General features: G+C 42.6%; 9 protein-coding genes and 1 tRNA gene. 8 read left to right on the top strand and 2 right to left on the bottom strand.

Annotated features, from left to right (window positions below):
• Positions 1 to 118: 118 nt before the first annotated feature.
• A complete protein-coding gene (gene pnp, locus BN161_RS05605; RefSeq protein ID WP_044263689.1) occupies positions 119 to 2,263 on the bottom strand; it encodes a polyribonucleotide nucleotidyltransferase in 2,145 nt (714 codons plus the stop codon).
• Between the two features lie 204 nt (positions 2,264 to 2,467).
• Here pnp and BN161_RS05600 point away from each other — a divergent pair, with 204 nt between their 5' ends.
• From BN161_RS05600 to BN161_RS05590, 3 genes are all read left to right on the top strand, one after another.
• The gene (locus BN161_RS05600) at positions 2,468 to 3,619 is read left to right on the top strand and encodes a TlpA disulfide reductase family protein (RefSeq protein WP_044263687.1); all 1,152 of its coding nucleotides are present in this window, start codon (positions 2,468 to 2,470) and stop codon (positions 3,617 to 3,619) included.
• Between the two features lie 184 nt (positions 3,620 to 3,803).
• Positions 3,804 to 4,268: a transcription elongation factor GreA gene (gene greA, locus BN161_RS05595; protein ID WP_007211964.1), complete on the top strand. Its 465-nt coding sequence runs from the start codon at positions 3,804 to 3,806 to the stop codon at positions 4,266 to 4,268.
• Positions 4,269 to 4,321: 53 nt separating this feature from the next.
• Positions 4,322 to 4,714 carry an HIT family protein gene (locus tag BN161_RS05590; RefSeq protein WP_029426613.1) on the top strand — a complete coding sequence of 131 codons (393 nt, stop codon included), beginning with the start codon at positions 4,322 to 4,324 and terminating at the stop codon, positions 4,712 to 4,714.
• 107 nt (positions 4,715 to 4,821) lie between these two features.
• Here the strand turns inward: BN161_RS05590 and BN161_RS05585 are convergent, their stop codons facing one another.
• Positions 4,822 to 5,907, bottom strand: coding sequence for a mannose-1-phosphate guanylyltransferase (locus tag BN161_RS05585; protein WP_007211966.1), 1,086 nt, complete (start codon positions 5,905 to 5,907; stop codon positions 4,822 to 4,824).
• A gap of 157 nt (positions 5,908 to 6,064) precedes the next feature.
• Between BN161_RS05585 and BN161_RS05580 the strand changes: the two genes are divergently transcribed.
• From BN161_RS05580 to BN161_RS05560, 5 genes are all read left to right on the top strand, one after another.
• Positions 6,065 to 6,148, top strand: a tRNA-Leu gene (locus BN161_RS05580).
• 906 nt (positions 6,149 to 7,054) lie between these two features.
• Entirely contained in the window at positions 7,055 to 9,289 is a 2,235-nt protein-coding gene (locus BN161_RS05575) for a sensor histidine kinase (RefSeq protein WP_244436421.1), read from the top strand.
• 104 nt (positions 9,290 to 9,393) lie between these two features.
• The gene (locus BN161_RS05570) at positions 9,394 to 10,656 is read left to right on the top strand and encodes a TolC family protein (RefSeq protein WP_044263679.1); all 1,263 of its coding nucleotides are present in this window, start codon (positions 9,394 to 9,396) and stop codon (positions 10,654 to 10,656) included.
• Positions 10,657 to 10,659: 3 nt separating this feature from the next.
• On the top strand, positions 10,660 to 11,757 hold the full coding sequence (locus tag BN161_RS05565) for an efflux RND transporter periplasmic adaptor subunit (RefSeq protein ID WP_081743633.1): 1,098 nt from the start codon (positions 10,660 to 10,662) through the stop codon (positions 11,755 to 11,757).
• A 17-nt stretch (positions 11,758 to 11,774) separates the two neighbouring features.
• Positions 11,775 to 14,900: an efflux RND transporter permease subunit gene (locus BN161_RS05560; RefSeq protein ID WP_044263677.1), complete on the top strand. Its 3,126-nt coding sequence runs from the start codon at positions 11,775 to 11,777 to the stop codon at positions 14,898 to 14,900.
• The last annotated feature ends 15 nt before the right edge of the window (positions 14,901 to 14,915 follow it).

Raw genomic sequence — 14,915 nt, 5'->3', positions numbered from 1 at the left:
TCTTTTTGGAATACGCAAAAGTATGAAAAGGTTTTTCTGGTTTTTCGCTTCCTTTTTTACAAAAAGAAAGCCCGGCGGGTTTCCGTCGGGCTTTATATACTGAAGAATAAGGTGTTTCTTATTTCTTTTCAGGTCTTTCTTGTCTTTCCGGTCTCGGAAGCAATACTTTGCGGGAAAGTTTGAATTTACCGGTCTTCGGATCAATATCAAGCAGTTTCACTTCGATTTCATCACCTTCCTTGATACCGGCCTCTTCTACTGTTTCCAGACGTTTCCAGTCGATTTCAGAGATGTGCAACAAACCGTCTTTACCCGGCAGGAACTCAACAAAAGCACCATAAGGCATTACAGAACGTACTTTACCTTTGTATACTTCGCCAACTTCCGGTACGGCAACGATGCCCTTGATAAGACGCATAGCGTCATCAATGCTCTTCTTGTTAGTTCCGGAGATTTCTATTCTTCCGATGTTGTCTACTTCTTCGATAGTGATTGTAGCACCGGTCTCTTCCTGCATACCTTGGATGATCTTACCACCAGGGCCGATTACTGCACCGATAAACTCTTTAGGTATAGTCATCGTTTCGATGCGCGGAGCATGAGGTTTCAGTTCTTCGCGTGGTTCTTGGATAGTTTCCAGAATCTTACCAAGGATGTGCATACGTCCTTCTTTAGCCTGGTTCAAAGCGCGTTCCAGGATTTCGAATGACAGACCGTCTACCTTGATATCCATCTGAGTAGCGGTGATACCATTCTTGGTTCCTGTCACTTTGAAGTCCATGTCGCCCAAGTGGTCTTCATCACCAAGGATGTCGGACAATACAGCATATTTGTCTTCGCCCGGATTCTTGATCAATCCCATAGCGATACCTGATACCGGTTGTTTGATCTTCACACCTGCATCCATCAATGCCAGTGTTCCGGCACATACGGTAGCCATAGAAGAAGAACCGTTAGATTCAAGAATATCGGATACTACGCGCACTACATACGGGTAGTCAGCAGGAATTTGTCCTTTCAGTGCACGCCAAGCTAAATGTCCGTGACCGACTTCACGACGGCCTACGCCACGTTGTGCCTTGGCTTCTCCGGTAGAGAACGGAGGGAAGTTATAGTGCAACAGGAAACGTTCTTTGCCATGTTCCAGTACGTTGTCGATAATCTTCTCATCCAGTTTTGTACCGAGGGTAACGGTAGACAAGGATTGAGTTTCACCGCGAGTGAAGATAGCAGAGCCATGAGGTCCGGGCAGGTAGTTGATTTCACTCCAGATAGGACGGATCTCGTCAGTCTTACGTCCGTCAAGGCGTTTACCTTCGTCCAGAATGCTGCGGCGCATAGCCTCTTTTTCTACATCGTGGTAGTAGCGGTCGATCAGTGCTGCTTTTTCTGCCAGCTCTTCTTCGCTGAACTGTGCTTTGAACTCTTCGCGAATAGCATCGAAAGCGTCCATGCGTTCATGTTTATTTTTGTTGCCGGAAGCGGCGATGGCATAAGCCTTTGCGTAGCAAGCTTCGTGAACGGCTTTACGCAGTTCTTCATCGTTTACTTCGTGGCAATATTCGCGTTTTACGGTAGAACCAACAGCCTCTGCCAGTTCTTTCTGAGCCTGGCATTGCACTTTGATTGCTTCGTGGGCTGCTTTCATGGCGTTCAGCAAGTCAAGTTCGGAAACTTCACTCATTTCACCTTCTACCATCATGATGTTTTCGTAAGTAGCACCCACCATGAGGTCCATGTCGGCTTTTTCCAGTTGATCGAAAGTAGGGTTGATAACGAACTGTCCGTCGATGCGTGCTACGCGTACTTCGGAAATAGGTCCGTTGAAAGGAATATCTGAAACTGCGAGGGCGGCAGAAGCGGCAAGCCCTGCCAGTGCGTCCGGTATATCAATACCGTCGGCGGAATAGAGGATGATGTTTACATATACCTCTGCGTGATAATTATCGGGGAATAAGGGGCGGAGAGCACGGTCAACAAGGCGGCAGGTCAGGATTTCATAATCCGAAGCGCGTCCTTCACGCTTGGTGAAACCGCCGGGAAAACGTCCAGATGCGGAGAATTTTTCTTTGTACTCTACCTGTAACGGCATGAAATCTGTTCCGGGAACTGCGTCCTTAGCGGCACAAACAGTAGCAAGAAGCATGGTGTTACCCATACGAAGCATTACAGAACCGTCTGCCTGTTTTGCCAGCTTTCCCGTTTCGAGTGTGATGGTTCTGCCATCAGGGAGCTCGATCGTCTTAACAATTGGGTTAATCATAAAAAATGTTTTATCTATATTTTCTTTCAAAATTCGTGCAAAGATACATATTAATTCATGTAATCAGGTGGGAATGAGATAAAAAAGTTTATAATTGACTATTTTTTTAGGTTTCCATGTGGAAGAAGCAATGAAAATGCTTTGACTAAACTTGAAAAGAACTATATTTGCACGTTCTTTCTAATAGAAATTAAGAAGCTAAATATGAAAAAGATCTGTTTTGTTGCACTTGCCGCTTTGGCTTTAAGTGCATGTAATTCTGAACCGAAATTCAAAGTTGAAGGTGAAGTTTCAGGTGCCGATGGTAAAATGCTGTACCTGGAAGCTGCTGCTTTGGAGGGCATCGTGCCCTTGGATTCTGTAAAGTTGAAGGGTGACGGTTCTTTCAGTTTCAAACAAACACGTCCGGTATCTCCGGAGTTCTACCGCCTTCGTGTGGACGACAAGGTTATCAATTTCTCTGTGGATTCTACGGAAACTATCGGACTGAAAGCGCCGTATACTGATTTTGCTACGGCTTATACGGTAGAAGGTTCGGCAAACAGCACCAAGATAAAGGAATTGACGTTGAAGCAAGTGCAGTTGCAGAATGAGGTGAATGAGTTAGTGAAGAAGATGCAGGCTCATCAGATAGGCGCCGATGTTTTTGAAGAAAAACTGGCTACCTTGATGAAAGATTATAAGGATGAGGTGAAAACTAAATATATTTTTGCAGCTCCCAATACGGCTGCCGCTTATTTTGCTCTGTTCCAGAAACTGAATAATTACCTTATCTTCGATCCTTTGAATAGCAAGGATGATATTAAGTGCTTTGCAGCCGTTGCCACCAGTCTGAATAATTATTATCCACATGCAGATCGCTCCAAGAATCTCTATAATATTGTGATTAAGGGAATGAAGAATACCCGTACACCGCAACAGAAAGTTCTGGAGTTGCCGGAAGAAGTTATTTCCGAAACCGGTATCATCGATATCAGCCTTCGTGATATGAAGGGGAATACCCATAAGTTGAGCGATCTGAAGGGTAAAGTAGTCTTGTTGGACTTTACTATTTACCAAAGTGCAGCTTCTGCTCCACATAACTTCTTGCTGAATGACCTTTATACTAAATATAAAGATCAAGGACTGGTGATCTATCAGGTTTCACTGGATGCTGACGAGCATTTCTGGAAAACAACGGCTGATAATCTGCCTTGGATTTCTGTAAGAGATGCAAATGGAATTTACTCAAATGTGGCCGCTATGTACAACGTTAAGGAGGTTCCTTCTCTGTTCCTGATTAACCGGAAAAGTGAGTTGAGCGCTCGTGGAGAGACTATAAAAGACCTGGACGCTGCGGTGAAAGCACTGTTGTAACTTGTTATAAATTAGAAGTTTTTATTTAAATATGTTACATAGCAGCAATTTTTGCTTGACACGCATTAATTAAAAGGCTATCTTTGCAAAAGAAAAATCGGAAGAGGGTTCCAGCATGCTGACCATGTTGGAATTCTTTTTTGTTATATAATACCATTTAGAAACTAAAAAGGAGGAAAAAAGTATGGCTTATATGTCAGAAGAAGGCTACAAGAAATTGATGGCCGAACTGAAAGAATTGGAGACGGTAGAACGTCCTAAGATTTCGGCTGCTATTGCCGAAGCACGTGACAAAGGTGACCTGTCGGAGAATGCAGAGTATGATGCCGCCAAAGAGGCGCAGGGCATGCTTGAGATGAAAATCAATAAATTGAAGACGATTATAGCAGATGCCAAGATTATTGATGAGTCCAAGCTGAAAACGGATTCCGTGCAGATTTTGAACAAGGTGGAACTGAAGAACATAAAGAATGGCATGAAGATGATTTATACCATTGTTTCGGAAAGCGAAGCTAATCTGAAAGAAGGAAAGATTTCTGTTAACACTCCCATTGCACAAGGTTTACTTGGTAAGAAAGTGGGGGATGTAGCTGAAATCAAAGTGCCGCAGGGCATGGTTAATCTTGAAGTAGTGAACATTTCATTTTAAGGTAAAGGCAGGTCCGCATGCGGGCTTGCCTTAATTTATATATCATAAAAGTTATGGCAACAATATTCAGTAGAATTATCGCAGGTGAAATACCAAGCTATAAGGTGGCGGAGGATGATAAGTTCTTTGCATTTCTGGACATCAATCCGCTGGTGAAAGGGCACACGCTCGTCGTTCCCAAGCAGGAAGTGGATTATATCTTTGATCTGGATGATGAAGATCTGGCAGCAATGCATGTTTTCGCCAAGAAGGTGGCTCGTGCCATTGAGAAGGCTTTTCCTTGCAAGAAAGTAGGTGAAGCAGTGATTGGTCTGGAAGTACCTCATGCGCACATTCATCTTATTCCTATGCAGAAAGAGTCGGACATGCTGTTCTCTAATCCAAAGCTGAAACTTTCTGATGAAGAATTTAAAGCAGTTGCCGAAGCGATTCGTGCTGCATTCTAAAAATAAAACTCCTTCCTTTTATAATAAGAACGGGGGCCGAATCCATTTCAGCCCCCGTTCCCTTTATTCTGGTTTGAAAGTCTATGCTTTCAAATTCCGATATCCGATTAGATGTAATCTTCCCCTAATTTTATCTGTGCGTCGTTTACATATTTACGGATAGAATGTTCTTCATCCTTCTTGCAAATCAGCAATACATTGTCCGATTCAGCGATGAGATAGCCTTCCAGTCCATCAATAACGGCGAGTTTGTTTTGTGGGAGCACCACGATGTTGTCTTTACTGTTGTACATTAGAGACTCACACTTCAAGGTTACATTTCCTTCTTTGTCCTTTGGGGACAAGTCATACAATGAACCCCATGTGCCTAAATCGGACCAGCCGAAATCTCCTAATGAAACATATACATTGTCTGCTTTCTCCATGATGCCGAAGTCGACGGATACATTGGGGCATGCAGGGAAATTTTCGTCGATGAATGCTTTTTCGGCAGGAGTACCGTATACATCTTTACCAGGAATCAATTTGCTTGCCAGTTCGGGAAGTAGTGCTTCCACGGCCTTGATGACAGAGTTTACATTCCACATGAAGAGGCCGGAGTTCCAATAAAATTCTCCGCTTTCTACGAAAACTTTGGCTAACTCCAGTTCAGGTTTTTCGGTAAAGGTTTTCACCTTGTAAAAATTGTCTCCTGCTTGTTCGGCTATCTGAATGTAACCATAACCTGTTTCGGGACGGTTCGGTTTGATACCGAGAGTCAGCAACTTTTCTGATTGAGATACGAACGTCAAGCCTTTTTCGATGGCATCAAGGAACTCTCCTTCCTTCAGAATCAAATGATCGGATGGAGCTACCACGATATTGGCATTCGGGTTTAATGCGCGAATGTGATAAGCTGCCCATGCGATACACGGAGCAGTATTTCTGCGTGTAGGCTCCAGCAAAATTTGTTCGGGATTCAATTCAGGCAGTTGCTCCTTTACAAGATCTGCGTATAAATCGTTTGTAACGATAAGTATGTTCTCTGTGGGAATAACTTTATTGAAGCGGTCGAAGGTTTGTTGCAGTAATGACCTGCCTGTGCCAAAGAAGTCCAGAAACTGTTTAGGGAGTGTTTTTCGACTAAACGGCCAGAAGCGGCTGCCGATACCTCCACCCATGATAACACAGAAATTATCCTTATTTGTTGTCATATCGTTTGTTTTAAAAGTTTCTGCTAAAGTACACTATATTTTGGAAACATGGAATGTTTGTAGAATGTTTTATGACTTTTTTCTCCTTTTTTTAGGAAAAGTATTGCAGGTTTAGAAAAAAGCCGTATCTTTGCACCGCAATTGAGAAATCAAGCATGCCCAGATGGCGGAATCGGTAGACGCGCTGGTCTCAAACACCAGTGGATTCACTTCCATCCCGGTTCGACCCCGGGTCTGGGTACTGAAGCGGAGAAAGTTGAAAAACTCTCTCCGCTTTTCTTTTCTACTTCTTATAATGCGTTGATTTGGGATCAAGCTAAGATGCTCTGCTCTTATTCTCAGAGTTTTAACTCAGTTAAACTATTAGCTCTTATTCTTTCAGCTTATCTAATGTATGAGGACTTTTAGTCCTTGTGCCACTTCATTAATCGTTCAAAGACCGGGTAATCATTTGCTTTTGCTCGGTCTGTGTTGCATCAGTATCTTAAGCTCTATTGTATACCAACCTTGCCTAATCGGCTTGTTAACCTTGGTTGATAGGCCGATTGACCTTGGCTAACAGGCCTGTTAATCTTGGTTGACACCCAGTTGTTCCTAAGGGTGAATGATATTTCTCCTAGTTCCGGATAGGAATACTCTTGATGTAAAACAAATGAATACCATATACTTGGGGTAAGTAATTGCGGTAATCTTAATTATAAAAACCAGTCAACCAAAACCAGGACGAGACACTCACTCTTAAAAGTTACTCTCACTCACACTTAATATTTTTATTATTAATGATTTATCTGTAAAGTGAGGGTAGTGAGAGTAGATACTATCAACTTTTTATTGAAGCCTTGAATTCAAGTTATAAATGCGACATTTTTTCTATTTCATCAACGTCATACCCTATTTTATATCACAACTTATGTTTAATACGGATATAAACAACAAAAAATGAACGTAATATGCAAATTTGTCATTGGATATTTCTTAGGCATTTATTTTTTCCTAACTTTGCGAAGGATAGTTGAGAAGCTTTTGCCATTTTATATTTTAATATTTACCCAATATGCCAAATCAGAATACACTTCTGTATCTCCCTTTGACATTTCGAATACTTGCGGTTGCTATTTTCGCTTGTTTATTTCTGGCGCCCAAGGCGATGGCTGATACGAAAGATCAAGAGTATATTGTTCTTATCAGTTCTTCCACTTTTCGTGAGAAATGGGCTTATGATCTGCTTGAAACTGTAGAAAAGGCATTCAATGAAGAAAATTCGGTGAAGGTATATTCGGAGACTCTCACAACATGGCATTTCAATAATCAACAGGAAATAGATCAGAAGGTTGATTATCTAAAGGATAAATATTCTGTTCCTCCCCAAGCCGTCATATTTGTAGGCGATCCGGGATGGTACGTTTGCAAACCGCTTTTTGACACTATCTGGAAAGGGGTACCTACAATTATTTGCCACTCGATGCCGCATACGTCGGCTGATATAAATAAGTATTACAATGGTGAATATATACCTGAAGATCAGATTATCGCTACACCGGAAATGCTGGAACGGTATAATGTGACTGCCATAAATATTCCTGTTTGCATTAGAGAAACCATAGAATTGATGAAGGAGATTACTCCTGAAATGAAAAAGGTTGTCTTGTTATCGGATGACAGATTTATCTGTTCTCTAATTCGGAAAAAAGCAGAAGAAATACATCAGCAGTACTTTTCTGATTTGGATATGGAATTTATTACTTATCCTCAGACAAATACAGAAACGATGCTTCACGAGATTAGCGGATCTGGTCGAGAAACAGGCATTATTTACTGTTCATGGGTGAATGTAGCCAGTCAGAATTTGTCTGAGAAATATTATCCTGATGAGAGAATGCATTCTTATATTTCCGGTATAGTTAAAAAGCCGGTATTCTCGTTGTCTGACCAGTTCACAAGGGTTCATGCTTTATTTGCCGGTGGACATTATATAGGCAGTTCCGATGTGGAAAGTACCGTTATCGGTGAAATTAGAAGTGCACTGAAAAAAGATGGTACATACGGGGCGAAAACGATTGTTGCCGGTACGCCCAATACCTATCTTAATTACCAGACATTGCTTGACAAGGGAGTTGCATTAGATCACTTTCCTAAAAATGCGGTTTATTGTGATGTTCCGCCCAGTTTTATCCAGAAGAATATTATTTATGTTGTGATTGTATTGGGTACTGCTATTGTCCTGCTGCTATTTTACTTTATGCACAAGCGTATCAAGAAAGTGAGAGAAACGGAGTGGCAAGAGCATCTGCATTTGCTTGAAAATATTCTCGATAAGCTTCCTATTGCAGCCAAAGTGAAAGATGTCGATAATGATATGCGTTATACTTTTATAAATAAAAAGGCTGAAGAGCTCTTTGAATATCCAGCTAAAGAGGCGATTGGAAGAACTGATTTCGATATAATGCCTGAGGCTGCAACGATGATCAGGAAAGAAGATGAAGAATTGGTAAGAACGGGAATTGCCCAATCCGGTACCAGGCGTTTCTTTACGAATAAGAACGAGGAACGGTTTACCTTCCAGAATAATAATATAGTTTCATTCTCCGATGGACGTAAATGGATTCTCTATACGGCTTGGGATATTACAGACCAGAAGATTCTGGAACGTAAACTGCGCCTGGCTAAAGAAGAGGCTGAGGAGTCCAATCGTATAAAATCAGCTTTCCTGGCTAATATGAGCCATGAAATACGTACTCCGCTCAATGCAATAGTTGGTTTTTCGAGTATACTGGCCGAAGATGTATCGGAAGAAGAACGGATAGAATACCTCAGTATCATTAGTAAGAATAATGATATATTGTTGCAACTGATCAATGACATCTTGGATTTATCAAAGATAGAAGCCGGTACACTGGAATATGTCTATGCAAATATAGACGTAAATAAGATGTTATCTGAAATAGAGCAGGCTGCCAGGATGAGGCAACCGAATGCGAATGTCGCTGTATGTGCAGTGACGCCTATGCCGGATCTTCTTTTATACACTGACCAGCGCAGAATTACCCAGGTGCTGAATAATTTCATCAGTAATGCCATGAAGTTTACGAACGCCGGGAGTATCACATTCGGGTATGAAGAACCCAAAGATGGTTATATACGCTTCTTTGTGACAGACACCGGTACCGGTATCCCTCCTGAAAAGGTGGCGGATATATTTAACCGTTTTGTAAAGCTCGATTCTTTCAAACAAGGAACCGGACTTGGGCTGGCTATTTCACAGAATATCGTGAAGGAACTCAAAGGCGAGATCGGAGTGCTGTCTGAGTTGGGTAAAGGCTCTACTTTCTGGTTTACGCTGCCTTATGAAAAGATGGGTGCACACCGTTCCATCCTTCCATAAAGTGATTTCTAATCATTTTCTAATCTCGTATAAGTTTATTATAATCCGTTCCGGAAGCCTTAATTTTTAAGGAGTTGTACTTTTGCCTCAAAATTGATAAAACAATGATGAGGCAGATTACATTTACTCTTTTTCTTATTTTCTCATGCAGCCTGTGGGCGCAATCGAATCCGTTAAAGTTGACGATGAAGGAGGCGGAGGAACTTTTCCGTACTCACAATCTTTTACTGGTTGCCGAATATTACAATGTAGACATGGCACAGGCACAAGTGGTGCAGGCTAAATTATTTGATAACCCCGTTATCACATTGGAGCAGAATATTTATAACCGCCTGAACGGTAAATATTTTGATTTGGGGAAAGAAGGAGAGTCCGGAGTGCAGATAGAACAAGCCATCAATCTTGCCGGACAACGCAACAAACGAATACGTCTGGAAAAGATCAATCACCAATCCGCTTTATTGCAATTTGAGGAAGTAGCACGTACCTTAAACAGTGAGTTGAAGGAAACCTGTGTCGAAATGTATTTCCTAACCAAGTCCGTGCAGATTTATGATAAGGAGATCACTTCTTTAGAGGAACTGCTGCTATTCTATAAGAATATGACAGAGAAGGGGAATATTTCATTGTTGGAATTATCCCGTATGCAGGCATTACTGTTATCACTGAAAAAGGAGAAGAATGATGCAGTAAATGAATTGGTATCGAAGAGGGGGAATCTGAAGATGTTATTAAACTTGCCGGTCACTCAGGAGATAGAAATACTTCTGGATGAAACGATGCTGAGTCGGTTGGAATTGTCTGGTCTGTCACTGGCCGATCTGGATTCCTTGTTACCTTCCCGCCCCGACCAACGGTTAGCCTTCTCTATGCTTGAGGCTTCCAAAGCGAATTTGAAGTTACAGCGTTCATTGGCTGCTCCGGAGTTTGCTATTCAGGGGATTTACGATCGTGCAGGAAACTTCATCAACAATTATTTTGCAATAGGTCTTAGCTTCTCCGTTCCTATTTTCAATCGGAATCAGGGTAATATCAAGTCAGCCAAACTGGAAATAGAAAAAAGCCTGAAAGAGAAAGAATACACAGAGAACAGGGCAAACTCGGAACTGTATGTGGCATATTCCCGTCTGGAAAAGGCTATGGAACTTTATCAATCAGCAGACGATGATTTGGAAAAGAACTTCAATCGGTTGATTGAAGGGGTGAACGAGAATTTCCGTAAGCGTAATATCAGCATGCTGGAGTTTGTCGATTATTACGAGAGTTATAAGGAAACGAGTTTGCAATTGTATGAGACCCGGAAAGATGTTTTTCTGGCTATGGAAAACTTGAATACGGTAGTAGGACGAAATATATTTAATTACTAAGAAATGGATATGAACAGGATTTTACAGGTTTTTATAGGTGCAGTACTATTCTTGAGCAGTTGCTCGACAAAAGATAATAATGAAACTTCAGTATCTCCGGAGATGTGTCTGACAGATAGTTTGATGCAAATTGTCAGTATAGATACCGTACATACACGTATCTTAATTGACGAGTTGACGCTGAACGGTCGTGTGACGTTTAATCAGGAGCAAGTGGTACAGGTTTTTCCAATGTTCGGTGGACGGGTGATTGCTGTGAATGCCGAGGTGGGAGACTACGTACATAATGGGGAAGTGCTTGCTGTGGTCAAGAGCGGTGAAGTGGCGGAATATGAGAAACAGCTGAAGGATGCGGAACAACAAGTGGCCGTAACCCGCCGCAACTGGGATGTTGCGCAAGATATGTACAATGCCGGCATGGCTTCGGCCCGCGACACATTGCAGGCCCGCCAGGAGTTGGTGAGTGCCGTGACGGAGGAAAGACGCCTGAAGGAAGTTTATTCCATCTATAATCTGTCCGATGAATCCAGATATGAGATTAAATCACCGATGACCGGCTTTGTGGTGGAGAAGCATGTGAATAAAGATATGCAGATACGCTCCGACCAGGGTGAAGAACTATTCACGGTATCCGGTCTGGATAATGTCTGGATTATGGGCGATGTATATGAGAGTGATATCCGCAAAGTGAAAGAAGGTGCTCCTGTCCGTATCACGGCATTGGCCTATCCTGGCAGAGAGTTTACAGGGAGTATTGATAAGGTTTACCACATCCTCGATGAAGAAAGTAAAACCATGAGTGTGAGAATTAAACTTCGTAATGCGGATTATCTGTTGAAACCCGGCATGTTTACCAATGTATATGTACAATGCGAATCAACGGATGATACGATGCCCTGCATTGATTTACATGCCCTGATCTTTGAGAATGGAAAGAATTATGTAGTGACGGCAGGCGAAGACGGCAAGCTGCAAGTAAAGGAAGTGGAAGTGTATAAACAGTTAAGGAACCGGTGTTATATACAATCTGGCTTGCAGAAGGGCGACCGTATCTTGAATAGAAACACATTGCTGGTATATAACGCATTGAATGCTGAATAACAGATAAAGAATTTGATATGCATAAGTTCATAGACAACATCATAGCTTTCTCTTTGAAGAATAAGTTCTTCATATTCTTTTTTACAGTACTTGCGGTTATTGCAGGAATTGTCTCTTTCAAGCATACTCCGATAGATGCCTTTCCGGATGTAACCAACACCAAAGTAACTGTTATTACCCAATGGCCCGGGCGGAGCGCCGAGGAGATGGAGAAGTTCATTACTATCCCTATTGAAATAGCAATGAACTCCGTACAAAAGAAGACGGATATACGCTCTACCACCTTGTTCGGACTATCGGTGGTGAATGTAATGTTTGAAGATCATGTAGACGATTTTACAGCCCGTCAACAGGTCTATAATCTATTGAATGATGCTGACTTGCCGGAAGGCGTTACTCCGGAAGTACAGCCGTTGTATGGTCCTACGGGAGAAATCTTCCGTTATACGTTGAGAAGTGAGAAGAAATCAGTTCGTGAACTGAAAACCATTCAGGACTGGGTGATCGAGCGGAATTTACGTTCCGTATCCGGTGTGGCCGATATTGTAAGTTTCGGTGGAGAGGTGAAAACCTTTGAGGTCAGTGTGAATCCCAATCAATTGAGGAATTACGATATTTCCTCTCTGGAATTGTTTGAAGCCATAGAGAAAAGTAATATCAATGTCGGTGGTGATGTGATCACAAAAAGCTCCCAGGCCTATGTTGTCCGGGGTATCGGACTAATCAACGATGTGGAAGAAATCGAAAATATCGTTGTGAAAAATGTGAAAGGTACTCCTATTCTGGTGAAACACCTGGCAGATGTACACGAGTCCTGTTTGCCTCGTCTCGGACAAGTAGGCCGAATGGATGAAGACGATGTCGTGCAAGGTATTGTCGTGATGCGTAAGGGGGAGAATCCCGGTGAAGTGATTAAAGCCCTGAAAGAAAAAATAGCCTATATCAATAAAGAAGTGCTGCCATCGGATGTGCAGATCGTACCTTTCTATGATCGTGAGAATCTGGTAGATCTGGCTGTGAGCACAGTGACACGTAACCTGATAGAAGGCATCCTGTTTGTGACTTTCATTGTGTTGATATTTATGGCGGATTGGCGGACTACCGTGGTGGTGGCAGTGGTCATTCCATTAGCATTATTATTTGCTTTCATTTGCCTGCGTATAATGGGTATGTCCGCCAATTTATTGTCTATGGGAGCCATTGATTTCGGTATTATTATAGACGGTGCGGTGGTGATGGTCGAGGGTATCTTTGTAGTTCTTGACAAGAAAGCGCGTGAAGTGGGAATGCCGGCATTCAATGTCATGTCAAAGATGGGATTGATCCGTAATGCTGCCAAAGATAAGGCGAAAGCGGTCTTTTTCTCCAAACTGATTATCATCACGGCGCTGATTCCTATTTTCTCTTTCCAGAAAGTAGAGGGGAAGATGTTTTCACCGCTTGCTTTTACGCTGGGCTTTGCTTTGTTGGGGGCATTGGTGTTTACCCTGACCCTGGTACCCGTACTTTCGGCCATGCTGTTAAAGAAGAATGTACGTGAAAAGAATAACAGGTTCCTCCGCTTTGTTAATGAGAAATCCTCCGCTTTGTTTGATGTCTGCTATGCTTATCGCAAGGTGACGATTACAATTGCTACGTTTGTGGCAGTGGTGGGACTGTATGCGTTTTCTTTCCTCGGAACGGAATTCCTTCCCCAGTTGAATGAAGGTTCTATCTATATCCGTGCCACTTTACCGCAAAGTATAGCTCTGGATGAGTCCGTCAATCTCGCAAACAAGATGCGGGCGAAGTTGAGAAGCTTCCCTGAAGTGAAACAGGTGATGTCTCAGACCGGACGCCCCAATGACGGAACCGATGCCACTGGATTTTATAATATCGAGTTTCACGTAGATATTTATCCGGAAAAGGACTGGGAAAGCGGCTTTACCAAACTGGAACTGATTGACAAAATGCAACATGAACTGGAGATTTACCCGGGTATAGACTTTAACTTCTCCCAGCCGATTACGGATAATGTGGAAGAAGCGGCTTCCGGTGTAAAGGGTTCTATAGCTGTGAAAGTTTTCGGTAAAGATCTGTATGAGTCTGAGAAAAAAGCCGTAGAGATTTATAAAATATTGGGAACCGTGGACGGCATCGAAGATTTGGGGGTAATACGAAATATCGGACAGCCGGAATTGCGCATAGAACTGGATGAGAATAAGCTCGCACGCTATGGAGTGGCTAAAGAAGATGTACAGTCCATTATCGAAATGGCGATTGGAGGTAAGTCGGCTTCCTTGCTTTACGAAGATGAGAAGAAGTTCAATATCATGGTGCGTTATAAAGAGGAATTCAGATGCAACGAAGATGAGATAGGAAAAATACTAGTGCCCGCTATGGATGGTACGATGGTGCCGATTAAGGAACTGTCGGAAATAAAGACTATCACCGGCCCCTTACTTATCTTCCGTGATAATCATGCCCGTTTCTGTGCCGTGAAATTCTCGGTCCGGGGTAGAGATATGGGAACTGCCGTTGCTGAGGCTCAGAAGAAAGTGAATGCCGCAGTGCATTTGCCCGAGGGATATACTTTGAAGTGGACCGGAGATTTTGAAAACCAGCAACGTGCTACTCAACGTTTGACGCAGGTGGTTCCTGTCAGCATTATTATCATCTTTATCATTCTTTTCATCCTGTTTTCCAATGCACGGGATGCAGGTTTGGTATTGCTGAATGTACCTTTTGCCGCTGTGGGCGGTATTGCTGCCTTGCTCATAACCCGCTTTAATTTTTCGATTTCTGCCGGTATCGGGTTCATTGCTCTTTTTGGTATCTGTATCCAAAATGGAGTGATTATGATATCCGATATCAAACACAATTTGCAGGCGAGGCTGGCGTTGCCCGATGCTGTAAAAACCAGTGTGCGTTCCAGGGTTCGGCCCGTGCTGATGACGGCTGCAATGGCGGCTATCGGCCTGATGCCTGCGGCGCTGAGTCATGGAATCGGTTCCGAGTCGCAGCGACCGCTGGCCATTGTTATTATCGGAGGTCTGATCGGGGCTACTTTCTTTGCTTTGTTTGTTTTCCCGTTGATTGTTGAGATCGTTTATGGTAAAATGTTATATGATAAAGACGGCAGATTGAAGCAGAAAAAACTATAAAACGTATATTTGTGC

Origin of the sequence: Bacteroides timonensis (assembly GCF_000513195.1) — a bacterium.
GTDB lineage: Bacteria > Bacteroidota > Bacteroidia > Bacteroidales > Bacteroidaceae > Bacteroides > Bacteroides timonensis.
This window is presented reverse-complemented; position numbering and strand designations above follow the sequence as displayed.

Coding starts and splice junctions, on each gene's coding strand:
- BN161_RS05590 (WP_029426613.1), top strand. CDS start 4,322: ATGGCAACAATATTCAGTAGAATTATCGCAGGTGAAATACCAAGCTAT.
- greA (WP_007211964.1), top strand. CDS start 3,804: ATGGCTTATATGTCAGAAGAAGGCTACAAGAAATTGATGGCCGAACTG.
- BN161_RS05600 (WP_044263687.1), top strand. CDS start 2,468: ATGAAAAAGATCTGTTTTGTTGCACTTGCCGCTTTGGCTTTAAGTGCA.
- BN161_RS05585 (WP_007211966.1), bottom strand. CDS start 5,907: ATGACAACAAATAAGGATAATTTCTGTGTTATCATGGGTGGAGGTATC.
- BN161_RS05575 (WP_244436421.1), top strand. CDS start 7,055: ATGGCTGATACGAAAGATCAAGAGTATATTGTTCTTATCAGTTCTTCC.
- pnp (WP_044263689.1), bottom strand. CDS start 2,263: ATGATTAACCCAATTGTTAAGACGATCGAGCTCCCTGATGGCAGAACC.
- BN161_RS05565 (WP_081743633.1), top strand. CDS start 10,660: ATGGATATGAACAGGATTTTACAGGTTTTTATAGGTGCAGTACTATTC.
- BN161_RS05570 (WP_044263679.1), top strand. CDS start 9,394: ATGATGAGGCAGATTACATTTACTCTTTTTCTTATTTTCTCATGCAGC.
- BN161_RS05560 (WP_044263677.1), top strand. CDS start 11,775: ATGCATAAGTTCATAGACAACATCATAGCTTTCTCTTTGAAGAATAAG.